19 protein-coding genes and 1 tRNA gene are annotated in these 20,141 nt (G+C 59.4%); 13 read left to right on the forward strand and 7 right to left on the reverse strand.

The features are described from left to right. Window positions 1-2: 2 nt before the first annotated feature. The 3 genes from GV829_RS08185 (at window position 3) to GV829_RS08195 (ending at window position 3,583) form a co-directional block, all read left to right on the forward strand. Window positions 3-974 (forward strand): tyrosine recombinase, encoded by a 972-nt coding sequence (locus tag GV829_RS08185; protein ID WP_169945684.1) that lies wholly within the window; start codon window positions 3-5, stop codon window positions 972-974. Between the two features lie 35 nt (window positions 975-1,009). Next, window positions 1,010-1,957: an acetyl-CoA carboxylase carboxyltransferase subunit alpha gene (locus GV829_RS08190; RefSeq protein ID WP_169945686.1), complete on the forward strand. Its 948-nt coding sequence runs from the start codon at window positions 1,010-1,012 to the stop codon at window positions 1,955-1,957. A 102-nt stretch (window positions 1,958-2,059) separates the two neighbouring features. Continuing rightward, window positions 2,060-3,583, forward strand: a complete 1,524-nt coding sequence (locus tag GV829_RS08195; protein ID WP_169945688.1) for a M48 family metalloprotease — start codon at window positions 2,060-2,062, stop codon at window positions 3,581-3,583. Between the two features lie 182 nt (window positions 3,584-3,765). Here the strand turns inward: GV829_RS08195 and GV829_RS08200 are convergent, their stop codons facing one another. Both GV829_RS08200 and GV829_RS14470 read right to left on the reverse strand, forming a co-directional pair. After that, on the reverse strand, window positions 3,766-3,924 hold the full coding sequence (locus GV829_RS08200) for a Flp family type IVb pilin (protein WP_169945690.1): 159 nt from the start codon (window positions 3,922-3,924) through the stop codon (window positions 3,766-3,768). 286 nt (window positions 3,925-4,210) lie between these two features. After that, the gene (locus tag GV829_RS14470; RefSeq protein WP_169945692.1) at window positions 4,211-4,384 is read right to left on the reverse strand and encodes a Flp family type IVb pilin; all 174 of its coding nucleotides are present in this window, start codon (window positions 4,382-4,384) and stop codon (window positions 4,211-4,213) included. Between the two features lie 43 nt (window positions 4,385-4,427). Here GV829_RS14470 and GV829_RS08210 point away from each other — a divergent pair, with 43 nt between their 5' ends. Continuing rightward, on the forward strand, window positions 4,428-4,889 hold the full coding sequence (locus GV829_RS08210) for a (deoxy)nucleoside triphosphate pyrophosphohydrolase (protein ID WP_281356109.1): 462 nt from the start codon (window positions 4,428-4,430) through the stop codon (window positions 4,887-4,889). Window positions 4,890-4,896: 7 nt separating this feature from the next. Here GV829_RS08210 and GV829_RS08215 read toward each other — a convergent pair whose 3' ends face one another. Next, window positions 4,897-5,781 (reverse strand): methyltransferase type 12, encoded by an 885-nt coding sequence (locus tag GV829_RS08215; RefSeq protein ID WP_246202785.1) that lies wholly within the window; start codon window positions 5,779-5,781, stop codon window positions 4,897-4,899. Between the two features lie 44 nt (window positions 5,782-5,825). Here GV829_RS08215 and GV829_RS08220 point away from each other — a divergent pair, with 44 nt between their 5' ends. From GV829_RS08220 to GV829_RS08240, 5 genes are all read left to right on the forward strand, one after another. Continuing rightward, complete coding sequence (locus GV829_RS08220) at window positions 5,826-6,683, forward strand: ComF family protein (protein WP_246202786.1); 858 nt, start codon at window positions 5,826-5,828, stop codon at window positions 6,681-6,683. A 59-nt stretch (window positions 6,684-6,742) separates the two neighbouring features. Further along, a complete protein-coding gene (grxC, locus tag GV829_RS08225) occupies window positions 6,743-7,003 on the forward strand; it encodes a glutaredoxin 3 (RefSeq protein ID WP_169945694.1) in 261 nt (86 codons plus the stop codon). Continuing rightward, window positions 7,000-7,530, forward strand: a complete 531-nt coding sequence (locus GV829_RS08230; protein ID WP_169945696.1) for a DUF1178 family protein — start codon at window positions 7,000-7,002, stop codon at window positions 7,528-7,530. The genes grxC and GV829_RS08230 overlap by 4 nt, the downstream gene beginning before the upstream one ends. A 62-nt stretch (window positions 7,531-7,592) precedes the next feature. Further along, a tRNA-Arg gene (locus GV829_RS08235) sits at window positions 7,593-7,669 on the forward strand. A 268-nt stretch (window positions 7,670-7,937) separates the two neighbouring features. After that, window positions 7,938-8,189, forward strand: coding sequence for a hypothetical protein (locus GV829_RS08240; RefSeq protein WP_169945698.1), 252 nt, complete (start codon window positions 7,938-7,940; stop codon window positions 8,187-8,189). Between the two features lie 222 nt (window positions 8,190-8,411). Here the strand turns inward: GV829_RS08240 and GV829_RS08245 are convergent, their stop codons facing one another. The 3 genes from GV829_RS08245 to GV829_RS08255 all read right to left on the reverse strand — a co-directional run bounded on the left by GV829_RS08245 (window position 8,412) and on the right by GV829_RS08255 (window position 13,710). Further along, window positions 8,412-9,563 (reverse strand): serine hydrolase domain-containing protein, encoded by a 1,152-nt coding sequence (locus GV829_RS08245; protein ID WP_169945700.1) that lies wholly within the window; start codon window positions 9,561-9,563, stop codon window positions 8,412-8,414. A gap of 136 nt (window positions 9,564-9,699) precedes the next feature. Then, entirely contained in the window at window positions 9,700-12,045 is a 2,346-nt protein-coding gene (locus tag GV829_RS08250) for a TonB-dependent receptor (protein WP_169945702.1), read from the reverse strand. Between the two features lie 162 nt (window positions 12,046-12,207). Continuing rightward, the gene (locus GV829_RS08255) at window positions 12,208-13,710 is read right to left on the reverse strand and encodes a flavin monoamine oxidase family protein (RefSeq protein ID WP_169945704.1); all 1,503 of its coding nucleotides are present in this window, start codon (window positions 13,708-13,710) and stop codon (window positions 12,208-12,210) included. Window positions 13,711-13,984: 274 nt separating this feature from the next. Between GV829_RS08255 and GV829_RS08260 the strand changes: the two genes are divergently transcribed. Further along, window positions 13,985-14,842, forward strand: coding sequence for a LytTR family DNA-binding domain-containing protein (locus GV829_RS08260; protein WP_169945706.1), 858 nt, complete (start codon window positions 13,985-13,987; stop codon window positions 14,840-14,842). A 181-nt stretch (window positions 14,843-15,023) separates the two neighbouring features. On the opposite strand, the gene GV829_RS08265 is transcribed toward GV829_RS08260, so the two are convergent. After that, window positions 15,024-16,295 (reverse strand): TonB family protein, encoded by a 1,272-nt coding sequence (locus tag GV829_RS08265; protein ID WP_169945708.1) that lies wholly within the window; start codon window positions 16,293-16,295, stop codon window positions 15,024-15,026. Window positions 16,296-16,539: 244 nt separating this feature from the next. Here GV829_RS08265 and GV829_RS08270 point away from each other — a divergent pair, with 244 nt between their 5' ends. Genes GV829_RS08270 through GV829_RS08280 form a run of 3 tightly spaced genes read left to right on the forward strand, consistent with a single transcriptional unit; the run spans window position 16,540 to window position 20,139 of the window. Beyond that, entirely contained in the window at window positions 16,540-17,970 is a 1,431-nt protein-coding gene (locus GV829_RS08270; protein WP_169945710.1) for a hypothetical protein, read from the forward strand. A gap of 27 nt (window positions 17,971-17,997) precedes the next feature. After that, window positions 17,998-18,561 carry a hypothetical protein gene (locus GV829_RS08275; protein ID WP_169945712.1) on the forward strand — a complete coding sequence of 188 codons (564 nt, stop codon included), beginning with the start codon at window positions 17,998-18,000 and terminating at the stop codon, window positions 18,559-18,561. A 6-nt stretch (window positions 18,562-18,567) separates the two neighbouring features. Further along, window positions 18,568-20,139, forward strand: coding sequence for an FtsZ/tubulin family protein (locus GV829_RS08280; RefSeq protein ID WP_169945714.1), 1,572 nt, complete (start codon window positions 18,568-18,570; stop codon window positions 20,137-20,139). Window positions 20,140-20,141 lie beyond the last annotated feature (2 nt).

Below are 20,141 nucleotides of genomic sequence, written 5' to 3' on the forward strand. Positions count from 1 at the left end.
ACATGGCCAAGCAGCGCCGGACTGTTGAACTTGCCGATCAAGATCGGTCGTTGATTGACCGTTATTTGGAGATGCTGGCGGTTGACCGAGGTGCGGCCAAAAACACTCTTCAGGCCTATCGCCGCGACCTGCAACAGGCATCACTCTATTTGGCCGGCAGCGGTGGATTGGCCAGCGCCGACGCTGTGAAGCTCTCCGGATTGGCAACAAACTGGCAAGACCAGTCTGTCGCTACGCTTGCCAGAAAGCTGTCTGCGGTCACGGGTTTCTTCAAATTTTGTGAAGAGGAGCGATTGCTGCCTGACAATCCCGCAACAGGCCTTGCAAGGCCTGTGTCGCGAAGGCCTTTGCCTCGATTGCTGGATCATCAGGATATCGAAACCCTGTTCTGCTCCCTCGAAGAGACTGCATCGAGGGAAGGGGCGCCAGACGCCGCGATACGCTTGTTATGTCTGGTCGAGCTCCTTTACGGTTCGGGGCTGCGGGCTAGCGAGCTCGTCAGCCTGACCCGGCGGGCGTGGTCTATTGATCGTCCTTATCTCATTGTCCGTGGCAAGGGCGACAAGGAACGCATGGTGCCCGTTTCGGAACGGGCGCGCGTCGTTCTGTCAGCATGGATCGCCCGTTTACCAGCTGATAGCGCGTGGCTGTTTCCGGTCCGTGGCAAGCCAATGTCCCGCGTTCGGTTGTTCCAGTTGATCAAGCAGGCGGCGGCAGCCGCCGGGATCGACCCGGCGCGGGTCAGCCCGCATGTCTTGCGCCATGCCTTTGCCACGCACTTGCTTGAGGGGGGTGCGGATTTGCGGGTTTTGCAGTCGCTGTTGGGCCATGCTGACATAGCCACGACTGAAATTTACACGCATGTTGACAGCCGGCGGCTTATCGAACTGGTCAATCAGCGGCATCCGCTTGCCCGCATGGCGCACGGCAAAATGCGGCCGCGGATGGTTACGGCAGGTAATGGCGATTGTTGACGTCGGCCGACCATCCGCCTAACCGGCATTTGCCCATGATGACATATCTCGAATTCGAAAAGCCCGTCGCGGCATTGCAGGATCAGATTGATGACCTGCGCAAGGCGGCTGACGATCAGAATCTGGATGTAGACGCCGAGATAGAGCGGCTTGAGGCCAAGGCGGCTGCCCAGTTGCGGGACCTGTATGCCAAATTGACTCCTTGGCAGAAGACAGCGGTGGCGCGGCATCCGGACCGACCCCATTTCAACCAGTTGGTAGCTGGTTTGTTCGATGATTTCCTCCCGCTTGCGGGTGATCGGGCCTTTGGCGATGATCAGGCTATTCTGGGCGGGCTGGCCACTTTGGGCAGTCGCCGGGTAGTCGTCATCGGCCATGAGAAGGGGCACGATACAGCGACGCGGCTCAAGCATAATTTCGGCATGGGCAAGCCCGAAGGCTATCGCAAGGCGATCCGCTTGATGCAGCTCGCCGACCGGTTCGGTCTGCCGGTGGTCACGCTGGTTGACACATCGGGTGCCTTTCCCGGAATCGAAGCCGAGGAACGTGGGCAGGCGGAAGCCATCGCCAGATCCACCGAGCAATGCCTGGCGCTGGGCGTGCCGATTGTTGCTGCTGTTGTCGGCGAAGGTGGATCAGGAGGGGCCATTGCGCTTGCTGCCGCCAATCATGTGCTGATGTATGAGCATGCCGTTTATGCGGTCATCTCTCCTGAAGGTTGCGCTTCCATTTTGTGGCGCACCTCTGACAAGGCGGCCGATGCCGCTGCGGCAATGCGCGTGACGGCACAAGACCTCAAGGCATTGGGGGTGATCGACGAGATTGTGCCCGAGCCGGTAGGGGGTGCCCACCGTGATACCGTGGCCGCGATAGCCACTCTGCGACGATCGATCGAATCGGCGCTGAAGCAATGGGAAGGACGACAGGCTGATGCCATCCGTCAGGCAAGGGAAGAAAAATTCCTAGCCATGGGAAGACTCTAGCCCGTCTCGCCTGTCGTTCAGGGCAAGAGATGCACAGCGGATTGGACGATGTGACCCTGTCCCGGCATAATAGTCGCTCGTTCCAGTGGCAGACACCGGAAGATGGGGAGAGGGACAGTGCCGGTCAAAACGTCGCTTCGTTTATTGGGTGTGACCCTTGCAGGTTCGACGGCGTTGGGGCTCGCGTCCCAGCCTTTGCTGGCTCAATCCGGCACAGTCCGTCCTTTTACGCAGGCTGAGAAGAATCAGGGCGCGCAGGCCCATGCCCAGATCATGCAGGAGTTTGGCGGCGAATATGCCGGGCCTGCCACAGCCTATGTGCGGACGGTGGGGCAGGGGGTGGCCGTCCAGTCGGGCCTGTCCAACAATCCGAATGATTTCACCGTCACGCTGCTGAATTCGCCGGTCAACAACGCGTTCGCGCTTCCCGGTGGCTTTATCTATAGCACGCGCCAGTTGCTGGCTCTGATGAACAATGAAGCCGAACTAGCCGGGGTTCTGGCGCATGAACTCGGCCACACCGCCGCGCGCCATTCCCAGCAGCGCCAGCGGCGTGCCACACGCAACTCGATCCTTGGCGTCCTCGCCACCGTGCTGGGCGGTGCCATTGGCGATAATGGTGGCCTGCTGGGCAGCCTTGGTGGCTTGTTGCAAAATAATGCGATGCAAGCAGCGCAAATGGCGACACTGGGTTTTTCGCGCAGCCAGGAGACGCAGGCCGATGATCTGGGTATCCGCTATATCAGTGCGGCGGGTTATGATCCCGCTGCTCTGGCGACGGTGCTGGCCAGTCTCGATGCCCAAAACTCCCTCGACCTGCGCCTGTCGGGGCAGGATGCTGCCCGCAATATACCGGCATGGGCCAGCACCCACCCCGATCCGGCATCACGGGTCAGGCGGGCGACTGAGCGTGCCCGAGCCATGAATGTGGTGAACGGCCGCACCAATCGGGACCAGTTCCTCAATGCGGTCAACAATCTGCTTTATGCCGATGATCCCCGGCAAGGTGTGGTCGAAGGTCGACAGTTCCTGCACCCGGACCTGCGTTTGGGCTTCAGTGTTCCGGAGGGTTTTCGCATTTCCAACGGGACCACAGCGGTTTCAATCGGCAGTGCCAATGGCCAAGCCCAGTTTACGATGGGCAGCTTTAGCGGCGATCTGGATGCCTATGTCCGGCAGGCGTTCCAGACTGTTGTCGGGCAGAATCAGTCGAATGTTCAGCTGGGGGCGATCAATCGAACGACCGTCAACGGTATTCCAGCCGCTTATGCAACGGCCAGGGCGACCACGCAGCAAGGTCAGGTCGACCTGATCATCTTTGCCTATGCCTTTGATTCGTCGAAGGCCTATCATTTTGCCGCATTGGCGCCAGCAGGTCGATTGTCGGTTTTTGATGCCATGTTCGCTTCGGTCCGACGGCTGACGCCGGCTGAGGCAAGCGCCATTCGTCCGCGCAGAGTGTCTGTTGTAACCGTGCGTCGCGGTGATACCGTCCAAAGCCTGGCTAGTCGCATGGCCTATCAGGATTCGCAGCTCGAGCGGTTCCTTGTGCTGAACGCGCTGTCTTCGTCTGCTGTTTTGACTCCTGGCCAGCGAGTGAAGATTGTCACTTATGCGGGCAATTAGGGCCAGGGCTGCCAATTGGTGATTGCCCGATCGGCCTGCCCACGCCGAGCCTGCTCAGGCTGAACCTTGGAAGAGATCCTGGGCGCGGTGCCTGAAATCCCGAATCAAAAGGGGCGACGATTTGCATCGTCGCCCCTTCGAATTTCCGATCTTGCCGACAAGAAGTCGACAAGGGCGGAAGATTACAGCTTGTTCGAAGCGTTGGTGAACGTGCCCTGCACGCCCGTGCCAACAGCCGAGAAAGCCGCGATGCCGGCGACGGCGATCAGAGCGGCGATCAGGCCGTATTCAATGGCGGTCGCACCCTTCGAGTTGCGGATCATCTTCTTGATCATGTTCATAACTGGTCTCCTGGTTCAAGCTCACATTTACCCGGTTGGGCCGGTCGTTGGACCGTCTCAACAACCTTGGTGCTAAGGGCAAAAGGTTCCCGAAACCTTAATTCCGGCATTTATTTTTCCGGCCGACGGACAGCAGGCTTGCAGGTGAGGGCGGCTTCGGGCGCATTGCTGCCGGATCTGGCGGTCCTCAAATGCGCTTCGGGCGAGATTGCCTGTTGCAATCCCGCCCGAAGGAATGTCGTCACTGTCGCTGCCCGGCCCGCCAGGCCGGTCGCCCTGAAGACGATCAAAGCTTGGTCAGTGCCTCGTTGCGCACAAATTCCCACATCCCGACCGTGCCATCGGCAAACGCCTGGATGGCGACACTTGCCGCGAGTGCAATCATTGCCACAATCATGGCATATTCTATAGCCGTAGCTCCGCGACTTTCGCCGCAAAACCGGTGGATTATTCGCCGCATGTTCCCTCACCCTGGTCAGAGGTGCAGATAATGTTCCTGTAGAGTGGCTTATGGCGTGCGCAGGGTTAATGAATTGCTTAAGAAAAATGGCTGGAGGACAGATTTTGCCGTGTTAGTTGTTGCAGCCGCCCTGATCGACACAAACAATGCCATTTTGATACAGCAATGTCCGAAGCATAAGCCATTGGCAGGATTATGGGAATTTCCCGGCGGTAAGGTGGAGGCGGGTGAATGCTGCCGTGTCGCACTCTGTCGAGAACTGGCGGAAGAATTGGGAATAAGGGTGGAGCCCGGCAGTCTCGAGGAGTTTTCCTTTGTCACTGGCGTAACGAATGACGGGAAGCCGCTGGTCTTGCTACTATACTGCTGCCGGGTCTGGCGAGGAGAGGTTTCTGCCATGGACGCGGATGCCCTGGCGTGGGTGCCTGCCGATCAATTGACCAACTATCCGCTGGCTCCGCTGGACGTTCCTCTCGCGGAACGTCTGGCCTTGCTGTTCCGCTGACTGTCTTTCAGCGGGCCCGGAGCGCCTTGGCAAGTGACATGGTCGCGCTGCCGCGTCGCGCAGCCTTTGGCTGGTCAGGATGGGGGGACCAGCCGGAAAAATGAATCAGGCGAAGCTGTTCCAACGCCCTGCCATTGTCGCTGGCTGCGGCGAAGGCGCTATTGGCCCAATCCAGACCTTGGCGGGTTATGGGCCGTACAGCCCCGCTCAACATGTTGGTCCATGCAGCAGAGCGTAGATCGGCGACAAGATCGGCAAGGCTGGCATAGGAAAGGGTCAGACGGTCGCAATCGACGACCGTCATGGTCAGACCGACTTTGGCCAACACATCGCCCATTGCCCGTGCATCAAGTTGCGGGTGCATGCGCGCAACGGCGACATCTCCGTCGCTATGCCGCATGACCTGACGCAGCAGTGGAAAGCTGCCGTCGCCAGGAAAGCAGCCGAGCAACAGTCCGTCGCCATGCAAGGCCAACCGGCAGCGCAGAAGCGCGCCCGGGACATCATTGACGCTTTCCAGACCGCCAGGCCAAAGGATGCAGTCAAAACTGTCTGGTTCAACCGGGAGCTGATCTTCTTCTCCGATGATGACACCAAACCGCTCCGCGAGTGTTGCGCTTTGCTCGATGAAGCTGATTTGGGCATTGGATGTCGCCGGAATGGCGGCAAGCCCCGCGATCAGCGACGGGCAGCGCCGGCCGATGATCAGGACATTGGCAAAGGTGCGTGTCAGATCGCCAAGCCGGTCAAGCAGTTGCTGGCCCATCTGGTCACCAAACCAGTCACCGCGCGGGCCGGGGTTGCGAGCGCGCCGCTGTGCGCGCCGGTTCCGATCAAACAAGTCCCTGCGGGCGGGCGTTGCGGATTGTGGTATATCGGTTGCGCTAGTCATCGCGCCGGCTTGTGCCCCGAGTGGCTCAGGGTCACAAGTGAGCAATGCAGCAGAACCATCCCGATCAAAACGAATCGCCGGATGAGAGCACCGCCGGAACGGCGCTGCTGGCGCCTGTGTGGCGGGGACTGATGACAGCGGCCAAGGGAGTGGTGGACGCTGTTCTCCCCCCGCGCTGTGCCGCCTGTCGCGTGGTGACAGGCGGCGATGGCGGCTTTTGCGCTGATTGCTGGGCCAAGCTGGATTTTCTGGTGGGTCCGGCCTGCAGCCGGTGCGACGTGCCGTTCGACATCGCGCAAGGAGAGGGCGCCATGTGCGGGCAATGCATCGCGGATCCACCGCCCTATAGCCGAGTGCATGCGCCGCTGGTCTATGGCGAAGTCGCCCGTTCGATCGTCATGCGGTTGAAATATGGCCGACGCACCGGCTTTGCCCGTCTGATGGCACGGATGATTGCGGGTGCTGTTCAACGTGTGGAAAGGGCGGGTGATCCGCCGCTGATTGTGCCAGTGCCGCTGCATCGCTGGCGCCTGTGGAATCGCGGTTTCAACCAGTCTGCCGAAGTGGGCAGGCATTTGGCGCATCTGACCGGCTGGCCAATGGAGGTGGACGCGCTGATGAGACACCGGCGGACACCGCCGCTGCGGGGGCTTGGCCGGACCGCGCGCTTGCGGACTGTTGCAGGGGCCTTTTCTGCCAGACCTGAAAAGCGCAACCTGCTGGCTGGTCGCCGGGTGTTGCTGATCGACGATGTATTCACCACCGGCGCGACTGCCGCTTCATGTGCCAAGGCGCTCATCAGGGCTGGCGCGGCGGCGGTAGAGGTTGCTGCCTTTGCCAGAGTGGTCGATCGCGACCGGGCCGATCCGGATCTGTTGTATGGCCGCATTGACACGGGCTGATACTCACCCATATCGCGCATGAAACGGACAATGTTTCCCGCACCACAGGATGATCAGCGATGGCCAGGATCGAAATCTATACAAAGGCTTTCTGCCCCTATTGCCACCGCGCCAAGGATTTGCTGACCGCCAAGGGTCAGGCGTTCGAGGAATATGACATCAGCATGGGTGGTCCCCAGCGCGCCGAGATGATCGAGCGTGCCAATGGCGGCACCACGGTACCGCAGATATTCATCGACGGGCGGCATATTGGTGGCTGCGACGACATGATGGCGCTTGATCGCGCCGGCAAGCTGGACCCGCTGTTAAACCTGCAATGATATCCTTTGACCTGAAATGTCAGTGCGGCCACGTCTTTGAGGTCTGGTTTCGGTCCAGCACGGACTATGAAGACCAGCAAAGACGCCGGCTGATCGCCTGCCCCCTGTGCAGCGGATCACAGATTGGCAAGGCGGTGATGGCCCCCAATGTTGCTGCCAAGGGCAATAGCCGCAGCGGCTATAGTGCACCGGTTGCGCCGGCTGAATTGTCTGACGGCGGTTCAGGCGCAGTGCCCGCAATGATCAGTGCCCCACCAGTTTTGCCGGCATTGCCACCAGAAGCGGTCGCCATGCTGAACGCCATTGCCAAGTCGCAAGCGGAAATGTTGCCCCAATCGCGCTGGGTTGGGAATCGTTTCGCTGATGAAGCCCGGGCTTTGCATCGTGCAGCGGAAGAGGGAGAGATTGACGCGCCTTCGCCAATCCATGGCCAAGCAACACCCCAGGAAGCGGAAGCACTGGCCGAAGAAGGTATCGCTGTGATGCCCCTGCTCGTCCCGGTGGTCCCCCCCGAGCAGCGCAACTGAGCAAAGCCGTTTGACGCACGGGCGGTTACGGCGTTAGGGACGGCTAGCGGCCGGTCCGCCATGCACCCGTAGCTCAGCAGGATAGAGCATCAGATTCCTAATCTGGGGGCCACAGGTTCGAATCCTGTCGGGTGCACCACTCAAATTTGCGAGGCGTCGCTGTGCGCAAATGCACACCCCAATAGCCGAGATGTCCCTGTTCTCCCGAATAACAGGGCGCACAAGATATCAAAACAGACGAAATAGCGCGATGAACAAGGTTCGGTCCGCGCTGGCGGTGATAGTTGCCTCCTCCAACAAAGCCACCGTTCAGCAAGATCACCAGCGCCCTTGAGAGCTGACGCTTTCATCTGGTTCTATCACTGTCGAGCGTGGCATCGACGCTATCTGCGATCGGCTAGTGACCGATGAGTGTCGCGCATCAGAATGAGTTCTTCGATGCTGGTGCCGTCGGGGCGGCGCAGCAGGGAGAGCAGCTGGCCGGTCTTGGGGACGCGTTTGGCGCTCAGCAGCGTGACGACATTGGTGGCGGTATCTGCCTGGTCGGCGCTCTAGGGTTGCCGGTGCCAGCTTTTGCCATCCTGCTTACCAACAAAATCACCATTTCTTTGCGGTACAAACAATTTAGTCTCTGTAAAATTATGAAATATTTTGAATAAATACAATAAAAGTGACACATATCTTCAATTATATCTGCTACTCGCAGCAGATATATTCTATAATGTCTCATTAATATATTGACAAATGGGGAATTGTATTTAATTTATAATATGCCTTTTGGGGTTAGCATTCGCCCGCATAACTCTTTAGGCCTGGCGGGAGAGTACCCCCTCTTCCGCCAGTTTCGGGCGGTGGCCGTTATCCGATACATTGCGATCCTCTCATTGAACGAGCCCAACGACGAGATTGGGCAGTCTGGAATCATCCCAGTCTTGCTGGGGGCGGCCGATACGGACGATGGTTAGTCCCTCGCTCGGAATGACATAGACGCGCTGACCGCCCGAGCCGTCGATGAAAACTGTGTCGTCACGCTGGAAAGGTTCTGCAGATCGGACGACAGCCGGAACGCCAGGGCCGTAGGTGCGCGTCGGCGCATAGGGGGAACCCCGCCAGATATTGCGGCCAAAGTTGGGATTGGCGATTGATGGTGCCAGCATCGCTTCGACCCATTCAGCAGGTATCAAGCTCTCGCCCCGCCATTTGCCCTGATTGCGGATCAGTTCGCCAATGCGCAACCAATCCCTGGCACTAGCTTGCAAACAGCAGAATCCGCGGGGGCTGCCCCCTTCACGATCCAGCCAAAGCCGGGCATCCTGCGCGCCGATGGGTTGCCACAGGCGCCGCGACAAATAGTCAACATATTGCTGTCCCGTAGACCGTTGGAGTACCCACAAAAGATACTGGGTATTGGCGTTGGCATAATAGAAGGTATCTCTGGTTTCCGGATGCATCGGCCACCGTGCAATGGACCAGTCCAGATTGTTGCCGAAATAGGTCTGCCAGTAGGGACTGGCGGCGCTTTCGCTGACAGGGGGCGTCTGCAATCCGCTCCGCATCTCAAGCAGTTGGCGCAAGGTTATCGACCCGCGGCCATCATCTGGCAAATTCGGGAGATAGCGGGACAGCGGGTCATCAACACTGTTGATTGCCCCATCAGCAATGGCAGCTCCGATGAGCAGGGAGACAATGGCTTTATGCATGGACGCAGTGTCAAATCGGCTGGTCCTTGTGAAGCCTGGCGCGTAATATTCGTGTATGAGCCTGCCTTCTCGGGCGACCAAAAGTGCAAAGCTGTCTGTTTCGGAAGCAAACGCGCGGAGTTCTGGCTCAAGGTTGGCGACTAAAACGCGACGACGCGGAAAGCTGCTTGGGCGTCCCGGCACGTTGACCAATGGTTGATACCAATCAATCGACTCCACCAGTCTGGCGACAGGAAAACTGGCTCGACGCTCTTCGACACGGGCAATTTGTTCGGCCGATGGCCCATCGCCTTCTCCGCCTTCGGCAACAGCGGCATCTGCGAAAAGGATCAACAGACAGCTGAGTGCAAGGTAGGCGGCGCGAATTGGGGGTAACAGGGGGTGCACGAAGAGGGAAACCTTGTTTTTTCAGTGCATTCGACAAACAGCGGGCGAACAGCAGAAACTGTTCGCCCGCTGCCAGACTGCCTCAGAAGTTGAACGACACGGTCGCGCCGAGCGTTCTCCGGTCACCAAGCAAGGTGCCATAGGTGACGCCCGAACCCGCACCGGATCCGGCGAAGGTGGTGAACGCATAAGCAACATATTTTTGGTCAAACGCGTTCTTCGCCCACAGACGCAGCGACCAGGCTTCGCTGCTGATACCAATGCTGGCGTCAACCAGTTCACGCGACGGCGCATAGGCCGTGTTGGTGTTGTCCGTGTACTGACGGCCGGTAACCGACACATCGACGCGGGTCACCAGATCGATGTCGCTACCAAACATGCTGCCAATCGGCTGACGATAGGTCATGCCACCGCTGAGTTGCAGTTCCGGTGCGCGCGGAATCGACCGACCCGAAATGTCGCTCGAATACACACCCGTTGTCGGACAGGTCGCCAAGGAGGTGCACAGCGCGCGCGGAATCGTGTCGTCAACAGTGCCGGCGGCAAAGCGGCTGTTGGCATAGGCCAGACCGGCATTGAAGGTCAGCGAACGGGTCGGGCGGATGATGGCGGTCAGTTCAAAGCCATCGACATTGGCACCGGCGAGATTGCGGATGATCGCCGGCTGGCCCAGGTTGACCGACTGGTTACCCTGCAAATTGTTCCAATCGGTATGGAAAATTGCCGCTTCCAACGTCACCGCGCGATCCAGCAAAGTGCCCTTCACGCCAAGCTCATAGGTCCAGTTCGATTCGGGCAGAAAGACCTGCTGTGCAGCCGTTAGCGGGTTGGTGGCCGTTGGCACGTTAAAGCCGCCGACCTTCGCGCCCTTGGCCGCAGACGCGTAGATCAGCCAATTGTCATTGGGCTGATAATCAACGGTGAAGCGCGGAGTGAATGCGCGAAACTCACGTTCGAACAGCGTACCCGTCCGTGCGCCAGCGGCGGTTACACCCTGTTGGCGCACCCGTTCCCAGCTCTGGCGGGCTTCCGCAGAAACGCGGAGGCCGTCGGTCAGCTCAAGCGAGACAAGGCCGAATACCGCGCGATTGCGTTCATCGCGCTGCGTGGCACCATAGCCGCTGAGCGGGGTGGTGATGTTGGCGAACACGTCTGTCGTCGAATTGGGGGCCAAAAATGCGGTCCCGCCAAAGCTGAAGTCATCCACCGTGCCAGCAAATCCGCCCAACAGAATGCGCAGGCCACTGGTTTCATATTGCGCGCGCAGTTCATGGGTTTTGGATGTGAGGCTGCCGTTGCCGCGGGCATCAAACAGAACCTGCCCCAGGAAGAAGGGAAAAGCCGAACCGTTGAGCGGATCACCCGAAAGCGTGGCGACGTTGGTGGCGTTGGCATCGGTGTAGCCGAACTGATAGGTCAACGACAGGGCATCGGTCACATCGATTGCAACGGTCGCGCCCGCCACGTCGGATTGTCCGTCTTGGCCATAGGACCGGCGGTCGACCAGCAAGCCTGCGCGGCGCGGGTCGCCCGCACCGATCGGCGGATTGACCGGCAGCGCGCCACAGAAGAGAGCATTGGCACCATTTGCCGCCGGACTGGCTGGCGCTGCGAAGGGTGTGCAATTCATCGCATTGCCGCGACTGATGGCGAAGGTACTCGACAATTGATAGGTGGCCGCGCTCTCAATGAAGATGTCGCGGTGACTCCAGAAACCGTCAATACGGATGTTATCGGTTGGCTCGATGGCAATCTGCGCCAGGACTGAACGGTTCTCATAGCCGTTGAGCCGCCCCTCGGTCACCAGCGAGTCACCAGTCAGGGCCGCCGCGCCGGTATTGGCATTGCGCCATGTACCGTCAAAATCAGCCAGCGATCCGGCAACACTGATCGCGGCAAAGCCGCCCAAGGGCACCGACAGCGATCCGCGCAATTCGCGCCGGTCATGGTTGCCAATCGTCGCTTCGAAGCGGCCACGGACATGCTCCATGTCGGGCCGGCGGGTAACAATGCTCACGGCACCCGCAAAGGCGTTGCGACCGAACAGGGCCGACTGCGGTCCCTTGACAACTTCAACGCGTTCAATGTCGAGCAGATCGCTGTCGACCTGATAGGAACGTTGGAGATAGACACCGTTAAAGAAGGTGGCGACATTCTGCACTGGATTGGTCACGCGCGTTTGTGCCTGGCCGCGGATCACAGGCTGCGCGAGCGTGCCGATCGTCCTTTCGAAGGTGAAGCCGGGCGTCAGACGCGACACTTCATCAAGGCTGCGAGCACCGGTCTGCTCAAGCTGTTCGGCGGTCACTGCCGAGATGGCGAGCGGAACTTCGAGAATGCTTTCATCGGTCTTGCGGGCGGTGACGATCAGGTCATCACCGTCGCCTGCATCGGCTGTTTGCGCAAAGGCGCTGGCACTGATGGCCATGGCCCCAATGGACGTGGCAAGCGCCAGTGCCGTTCGCGTGCATAGAGAATAGGATTTCATCTTATTTACCCCCCTGTTTGGTTGTGGTCATTGAATGACGATCGGCCTTGTTCTGTCGCCAGCTGAACGCGCTCGAGTCGGGCCGGGCAGCGGAACGCCGGTTCAACCGACCCGCTCCAATATTTCAAAGGCGGCTCGTTCGCCGCTTTCCAATGCTGCCTCCATGCCGAATTCGAGGCGACGGGTATGCTCGCCGGCGAAATGCAGCATGCGGAAGGGCTCAATCATCGCACGACCAAAGCGGGTGACCTGGCCCGGCGCAAACATGTGCCGACAACCGCCAATCAGGGGCACCGTCTGCCAACCAAAAATGCCACTGAAACGCAGTTTCCCGCGCGCAGCGGGACGTATGCGGCCGATTTCCGCCTCGATCAGCGCCAATGCTTCGGCCGGTGCAAATTGATCCATCCGGCTGGCGGCGGCACCCGTCAACACCACCATGAAGCGGTGGTGCGTGTCACCACCTCGCTTGTGCAAAGCCCAGAACATCTTGACCGGTCCATCGGTAAAGAAGGAAGGGTCAATCCCGTCATCCCAGAACGGCTCAGTGATGGTGCCAAAGGCGCGCGTTGTATGGGCATAGCCCAGTTGCGTGATCGCCTCCGCCTGCGGCCCGGCGGGCATGGGGCTGATCGATATTCGGCGCAAGCTGGTAAAGGGCACTGAGGATACGACGAAGTCGGCAATGAAACGGCTTCCGTCAACACAATCGATCACGGCCCGAGAGCCCGACAGTTCGATTGATCCTACCGTCTTGCCGGTCCTCACCGCGTCGCCAAGCGATGCCGCCATCGCCTTGGGCAAGCGTTCGCAACCGCCTTCAATATTGTTGATCAGCGCGAGACCGCCGTTGGGGTCGCGAACATTGTCGAACCCGTATGGCCGTTCCTCCCGGCCCAATTCGACATTGCCGAACCGTGCATCGAAACGGGCGCGAGTCTGTTCCTGCATCATCGACAGGCATGATGCCGACCAGGCATCATTGCCCGTACCAGACAGGTTGGCGAGGTGGAGCGCTTCGGGCGAATGGCCATGGCGCTGGAGCAAGTCTCCCAGCGATATGTCCAGGTCGGCACGGGCAGGGTCGAGCCAGTCGCTGAGGTCGGACAAATTGTTGTACCGCCCCATCAACTGGCCACCCAGCAAGGCTGGCTGGATGGTGCGCTCGTCACCGACGAGCAAGTTTGCCGCAGAACTTTCCCAATCAGCGGCATTGGTCCACTGGCCACGGATATGGCTGGCCATGGCCATGAGATTGCGGTCTTCCGGGATCAAAGGCAGGCTGAACTGTCTGCACAGGTCAATCACCCGAGCATAGGACCGGCCAATCTGGCTGGCCCCGAATTCAGGCATGTTTTCAAGCCAGTCTGCGGTGTAGACGCGTCCGCCAACCCTGGACGCCCCCTCGAGGACGATGACGTCCAATCCTGCCTGCTGCAACAGCATTGCCGTATAGAGGCCAGCAAGACCTGCCCCGATAACAACCACTGACTTGCGTTCCGGACCGCCGATCTGTTGCGGTTCGGTTGCACGGGCTGTGGCGCCCGAGAGAATGAACGGGGCGCTTGCCAGTCCGGCTAGAATGTCCCTCCGAGTGGTTTGCAACGCGCTGCTCCAAATCAGGCTATAGTTCCGCCGCCTCGTCGTCGGCATGGTGATCAACTAGCTAGGAGCGTCTGATTAGAGGAACGTAATGCCGCAATCATGCCGGCCTGCACGAACGACACGGCTGATTGCACGAACGGCGCAGAGTCCATTTGTCCATCTTGGCGGATATGTCGCTGGAGACCCAGGCTGTTCGCCAGCCGGACAGGTCTGAAAGGGACTGTCCGACAGGTGGCATTTTTCTGGTACAGTGAAGTATTGAAAGGACAGGATCATGGCTACATTTGACATGGCATTCTCAGTCCGGCGTCGAGTCCATATCAAGATCGACGGTGCCGAGCTCGTCCGCATCCTCGCTGTTCCGTTTTGTGTAGGCTTTCTGTTCGGATGGATCAGTGAGCAAAACAGTGAACCCGGCCGTCGGCTGGCATGCGCCCTGATCTGGGGTTTGCTCAGCGCGAGCGGATGGCTGGTCAATGATCTCATCACCCGGCCTTTGTCAGGAAGCCTCAAGCATAATGGCGCCCCTCTCTTGGTTACTTTGGTGGCGGGCTTTCTGGTCGCTGCACCCCTTTCAATCGTCCTGAATCTGTCTTTCGGCGAAGTGTTCCGACTATGGGGCTTTGACCGCCATGGACTCGATATGTTGGGGCAAATGACAGTCGGGCAATATCTCGGCAGCGCAGTGGCCCCACTGGTCCTTTGGCTCTCGATCAATCTCGTGGCCTTTCGACTGCGTGGACACCTTTACGCCTATGGCGGGAGACAATCTGCAGAAAGGGTCAATAAATCCTCCGCACAACCAGCAGCATCTGTCACCGCCGCACCTGAACCCGATTTTCTATGGAAAATGCGACCGGCACTGCGAGGCACCGTTTATGCCATAAAGGCAGAACTGCACTATGTCCGGGTTTTCACTGATCGGGGTGAGGATTTGATCCACTATCGCTTCAGAGATGCTGTGGCAGCAATGGAAAAACTGGGCGGTATGCAAGTCCATCGCTCTTGGTGTGTCGCACCGGAATTTGTTCTGGCCAAATCGAGCCGGTCAATCACCCTGAAAAATGACCTGCAAGTACCAGTTGGTCGCTTGTATCGGGACGAAATTCGACAATCCCTGTCGAATCAATAGCCGCACGACTCTCATCGTCAGAGCAAATGCCCTGACCCGTGCGCGCTCCATTCGCCGTGTCCGAACTTGGCGATGGCTGGAACCAAAAAAGTGTTGAGCAGGTGGTTTCAGGGAAACTCGCCAAAGACTGCTTCGGCCCGGACTGCGTGGTGCACCAACTTTTTCCGAAGGCCCTGCTTTGTCAGCGCGGGATCTGCCAGCGGATGCGCGTCGTGTAGCTGCCGGTTGAGGGATTGCCGTCGCGATCGAGTGCCGGGGTAAAGCGGGCGCGCCGTTGCAGGGCTGCGCAGGCGGCGCCGTCGAGTGCCGCATCTCCGCTGCTTTGTGTTATATCGCAGCGCGTTACGCGCCCTTCCGGCCCGATCGTCAGGTTGATATGGGTGGTGCCTTCGGTTCCGGCCCGCAAGGCCGAGGCTGGGTAATCACTGGTGCTTACCCAGCGCGCCGGATTGCCCCGTGGTGCTGCTTCGCGGGACCGGTCAACGATGGCGGGCTCAAGAATGGCAGCCGGCGGTGGTGCGGCGACCGGTGCAGGGCGGGTGAGATCAGCAATCCGTGCATCAATCCGCTGTTCAACGCACGAGCGGCTACTGCAACTGTTGATCGCCAAGCGCAACGTGGTTTCCGGCGACTCCCCGCCGATAGCGGCTCTGGCAAAGGCGACTTGCAGGCGCCGGTAGCGCCATTGAACCGCGCTGCACAGTTCGAGCTCGCGCGGTTGTTCGCTCCAGCTGCGGCATGCACGCGGAATGTCGCGCGGAGCCGGTTCAGGCGCGGCTTTCGGGTTGACTGCCGGCACTGGCGCCTGATCGACTGGGGCACTCGCGGGAGCCGGCCCTGCTTCATCCGGGGTGGGGGTGCTGGTTGTTGCTGTGACTGGATCGGTTCCGGTTGCAGCCTCCTCGACCGGAGCGTCGTTCCACAACCAGATGACCGCGATGGCCAATATGATGACCAGGAAGATGACAAATCCCGTTGGTACCGGCGGGGTTGGTGACAAGGGATCGGCCGGTTGAGGTCCGTTGGTGCTGCGGGCGTTGGCACCGCCACCTTCGGCGGGAGGGCGCGAAGAAACAGGAGGAGCGGTCTTTTTGGCAGTCTTGGGCAGCGTGGCAGCGGCAGGGGGTGGCGGCACTGGTTCCGCGTCGGTGACCGGCGGCAAGGGCTTGGGTGATGGTGCCTGCACTTGCATGGGCGATGTCGGCGCCTGTTGCACGGGAGGCGGGGGCGCGAAGCCGAGATCAAGTGTCTGGGCTGTTGTCCGGCGACGTTTGCCGCTGGCCAGAAACAGCGTGACAGGTGTTTCAGGCAGCAGCACGCCATTCCTGATGAGCGTTTCAGCCTCTTCCCGGCTGTAAACGTGATGGGACTGGCCATTGAGAGAGAAGGAAAATTCCTGCCAATCCAATGTTTCAGTCCCCCATGACCGACCAATCGCCAAAGCAATATCCAAGCCACCGCCAATCGCTCAATGATGGCCAGTGACCAACCATCTTGTCCTTGCAAGTGATGGTAAATGCAAGACTCACTGGACATATAATCCAGCCGCCCGCCATATTGATCCTGCGAATCGGTTCTTGGAGGATTTTGTGGGCTTGAAACATTCCGTTTCCTCGCTTTTAGGTACAGCCCTCAGTCCCCTTAAGTGTTGCAGCACGACAAAGCGGAGCATGGGGACGACCATTACTGCCAGTTTGGTGGCATCGTTTGTGCTGTCGGGATGTGGCGCTGACCGTCCATCCGGCATTGCCAACCAGCTCGACTGTTTCCCCCAGCCGAGCCGCGCGTGGATAGCGCGCACTGGCACAGCGTCTGACAGCGCAGCCGCTCGCGGGGCAACAGGCGGAGCAACGCTGAAGGCCGCGACCATCTATGTTGACCGGTCGGCGAGCATGATGGGCTATATCGCCGGTGCAACAACCATGGACCGGCCGTTCCAGGATGTGATCGGCACCTTTCCTGCCAGCCTCGCTGAAATGGGGGTGGAAACCCGTTTCCGCGCCTTTGGCCGGACCGTCACGCCGCCCGTTCGCGATGGAGCGGCCCTGCTTAAGCCGGAGCATTATGCCTGTGCCTCACGGGATGATGAAGCCTGTGAGTCGCACATTGATGATGTGCTGAAAATTGTCGAAGGTCAGCGCGACCAAATGGCGATCATTGTGACCGACCTTTGGTTCAGCAACAGTTCCGTGGACACCAGTGCACTGGCAGCGTTGCAGCCCTCCCTGAGGGAGATTCTGAAAGACCGCGCCATTTCTGTCTATGGCATTGCGGCTCCTTTCAATGGCAAGATTTATGATCTGCCCGCCGGGCAGGGCCAGTTGGGTTCGATGCCCTATGCCGGGACACACCCGCTATATGTGTTGGTGATCGGTCCCGATGCTGATGTCCGCGCCTTTGATACCCGTTTGCAACGGTCAGGCTCCCCGGCAATTGCCGCTGGCGTGGCCGAGCGCGGCAGCTGGAAGCGCGCCATCTTTACCGCCGCGCCCACCAATGAAGCCGAACTGGCTGCCAAGCCACTGAGCGATGGCAGTTCGCCATTGTTCCGGGCAGGGTCGTCCGAAGTGTTCAATGGGCTTGCTGTGCAACAGTTCACCTATAATCCTGACCTCGACCGTCCGGGCGCGGCGAAGGGCAATTCTGCGACCTTTCCGACATGGAGCGGCCCTGACCCCAGCCTGTTCATACCTCATTCGGTTTGGCAGGGGCCGACCCAGCTGCGCGTGCGGGTGTGGCGGCGGCGTGACAATCAATGCACCTCGCGGTCCTGGATTGAGCTGAACAATCTGGCAGGTGACTGGCCAAGGGTCGAACCGGGCGGCAAGGTCGATTTTCATCTGGAGCCTGGACTGGTGCGACAGACGTTCCGTCAGGAAGGCACCTATGTGCTGACCGGAGAGATGCGCCGACTGTCAGTGATGCAGGACAATCCGCAGACAGCCTGGATGAAGCAATGGTCGCTGCCGATGGTAGGTGGCAATTATGTCGCGCCATCCGGTCCGATGTTCCCCACCCTCAACATCAACGAATTTGGACGCATCCTTCAGGATGCGCTGGCTGACACGACAGAAGCACAATCGAGACCGGTGACCGGATTTACCGTGATGGTCCATTCCGCAGACTGATAAAGGGCGGCTAAGGGGAAAGAGTTTATGCGCAAGGAAAGCATCAATTTTGGTCGGCTGGTTGTGCAGTCGCTGCTGGCGATCGGCATTCACTTCGTGTTCGCCGCTGTGGTGGTCGGGATCGCTTATGTCATGACCAGTGATCCGGGCTATGTTGCCCAGGAAGCACTGGATGCCGCGAACGGGACCGAAAATGCCCAGCTCGCGATCGACTATGCGCTGGAAGACGGTTTTGCCCTGTTGATGAACTGGACTGTGCAAGTGTTTATCGCCAGTATCGTGCTGGCGATCATTTTCCTGGCCAGCACAGCATCGCTAAGTCCGCAGATTGAAGAAGATGCGCGCAGCCGCAAGCCGCTGTGGGCTTTCCTGCTCATCGCCCTGATTGTGCTGTCCATGATCATGTGGTGGATCAATGTGCTTGATTCTGGAATGGCGGCCCTGCTGGTCGGAACAGCCTACATCGTGACCGGTTTGCTCGGGGGGCTGTTGCTGGTCCTCGCCTTTCACTTCGCCACCGCGACCTGTGTCAAGCCGACAATGCAGCGTTCCGTGCCGTTGTCGGCCTTTTTGCCGAGCTTTGGAAAGTAAGCACCCATGACCAACATATTGATCGGTGTCGGTGGCACCGGAGCAAAGATTGTCGAGGCCATTTTGGTGATGGTCGCGGCGGGCAACGGGCCTGACCATCTGCATGTCGGCCTGGTTGATCAGGACGGGGCCAACGGCAATCTGCAGCGTACCCGTGACCTGCTTGCCCTGATGGGTGAGATGCGTGACCAATGGGGTGTGGCACAGGCCCGCAACGCCTTGAACTGGTCAGCCGACAATGGGCCGGCGATTGGCCGTACCAGGGTCTTGCCGTTGTTCGTGCAGCCGAGGCTCAATGCGCTTTGGATGCCGAACCAGGGTTCAGCCACGCTGAAAAGCATGATCGGCCAGAACCTCTCCGATGAGCATAATGACCTGTTCGACATGCTGTTCATGGACAATGGTGATGAACAGGATCTGGGTCTGGGCAGGGGCTATCGTGGCCGGGCCCATGTTGGTTCGGCAGCCTTTGTGACTGCCCTGACTGACCAGAATAACGACTTTGTCGGCCGCATGCAGGAACTGATGAACGATCCGCAGCAGGGCAAGGTCAACATTTTCATCGTCGGTTCGGCCTTTGGCGGCACCGGGGCTGCCGGTTTTCCGACCTTGGCGCGCAAGCTCAACCGGATGCGCAATGATCCAACGATGACCAATGGCCGCAATGTGAACCTCGGCGGCTTGTTGATGCTGCCCTATTTCACGTTCGACAAGCTGGATGAAAAGGAGGTGTCAGCGGTCAGCCCCGACGAACTCATGCCCAAGGCCAAGATGGCGCTGGAATATTACGACAATCTGTTCACCCATGAACGGACATTTGACCGCTTTTATATCAGCGGCTGGCAACCCTTCTTCGCGCTGGGTTATGGTGAGGACGGGGGCCAGAGCCAGGCAAATCCGCCGCTGCCCGCAGAGATTTTTGCGGCCACCTCTGCACTGGACTTCTTCACCAAGGATTTTTCGCAGGAGGAGCGCGACGCGCTGGGGACCGGCAAGGTACCGACAATGCGCATGTCACGCACCGGCGGACAGTTGCTGTGGCAGGATTTTCCGCAATCGGAAGTCGCGCTGGACCGTCTTGGTCAGTTGCTGCGCTTTGCCGCCTATTGGCTTTATCTTGTGGAGCCGCAATTGCGGGTGCCGGACAAGTTTCTTGACCCCAACTGGGCCTATCGCCTCGCCAACAAGGCCAGCATCGAAGAGTCCGAGCCGGAATTGCGAACCCTGCGGACCCTGTTGTTCCATATTCTCACCTGGGCCGCGACCATGGAGCATATGGGACGGCAGCATGGTCCCGGCGTCGGCTGGGGCGAAGGGCTGTGGTCGCTCAGCCTGTTGTTGTCTCCGCATCATCAGGCGACGCCAACAGCGCCGGTGGCGCTTGCCCCCGGCTTTGGCCGGGGACATTTCATGCAGATTTTCAATCAGATGATCCGTTTTGATGACCGGTCTCCGGTAACCCGTGCCGGCGACGCCATTTACAGCGAGCTGAGCGCCAAGGGGCTGGATGTGCCTGGCGGTCATGCCGGCATTGGCCGCGTTGTCGCCGCAACCTATCAATCTGTCCGAGTGAGGTAAGT

The sequence above is a fragment of the Sphingomonas lacunae genome (assembly GCF_012979535.1).
GTDB lineage: Bacteria > Pseudomonadota > Alphaproteobacteria > Sphingomonadales > Sphingomonadaceae > Sphingopyxis > Sphingopyxis lacunae.

Bases quoted from the DNA above. Each gene is read 5' to 3' on its own strand.
- GV829_RS08190 (WP_169945686.1), top strand. From the start codon at position 1,010: ATGATGACATATCTCGAATTCGAAAAGCCCGTCGCGGCATTGCAGGAT.
- grxC (WP_169945694.1), top strand. From the start codon at position 6,743: ATGGCCAGGATCGAAATCTATACAAAGGCTTTCTGCCCCTATTGCCAC.
- GV829_RS08200 (WP_169945690.1), bottom strand. From the start codon at position 3,924: ATGAACATGATCAAGAAGATGATCCGCAACTCGAAGGGTGCGACCGCC.
- GV829_RS08195 (WP_169945688.1), top strand. From the start codon at position 2,060: ATGGGGAGAGGGACAGTGCCGGTCAAAACGTCGCTTCGTTTATTGGGT.
- GV829_RS08230 (WP_169945696.1), top strand. From the start codon at position 7,000: ATGATATCCTTTGACCTGAAATGTCAGTGCGGCCACGTCTTTGAGGTC.
- GV829_RS08215 (WP_246202785.1), bottom strand. From the start codon at position 5,781: ATGACTAGCGCAACCGATATACCACAATCCGCAACGCCCGCCCGCAGG.
- GV829_RS08260 (WP_169945706.1), top strand. From the start codon at position 13,985: ATGGCTACATTTGACATGGCATTCTCAGTCCGGCGTCGAGTCCATATC.
- GV829_RS08240 (WP_169945698.1), top strand. From the start codon at position 7,938: ATGAGTGTCGCGCATCAGAATGAGTTCTTCGATGCTGGTGCCGTCGGG.
- GV829_RS08185 (WP_169945684.1), top strand. From the start codon at position 3: ATGGCCAAGCAGCGCCGGACTGTTGAACTTGCCGATCAAGATCGGTCG.
- GV829_RS08275 (WP_169945712.1), top strand. From the start codon at position 17,998: ATGCGCAAGGAAAGCATCAATTTTGGTCGGCTGGTTGTGCAGTCGCTG.
- GV829_RS08280 (WP_169945714.1), top strand. From the start codon at position 18,568: ATGACCAACATATTGATCGGTGTCGGTGGCACCGGAGCAAAGATTGTC.
- GV829_RS08250 (WP_169945702.1), bottom strand. From the start codon at position 12,045: ATGGCCATCAGTGCCAGCGCCTTTGCGCAAACAGCCGATGCAGGCGAC.
- GV829_RS08220 (WP_246202786.1), top strand. From the start codon at position 5,826: ATGCAGCAGAACCATCCCGATCAAAACGAATCGCCGGATGAGAGCACC.
- GV829_RS14470 (WP_169945692.1), bottom strand. From the start codon at position 4,384: ATGCGGCGAATAATCCACCGGTTTTGCGGCGAAAGTCGCGGAGCTACG.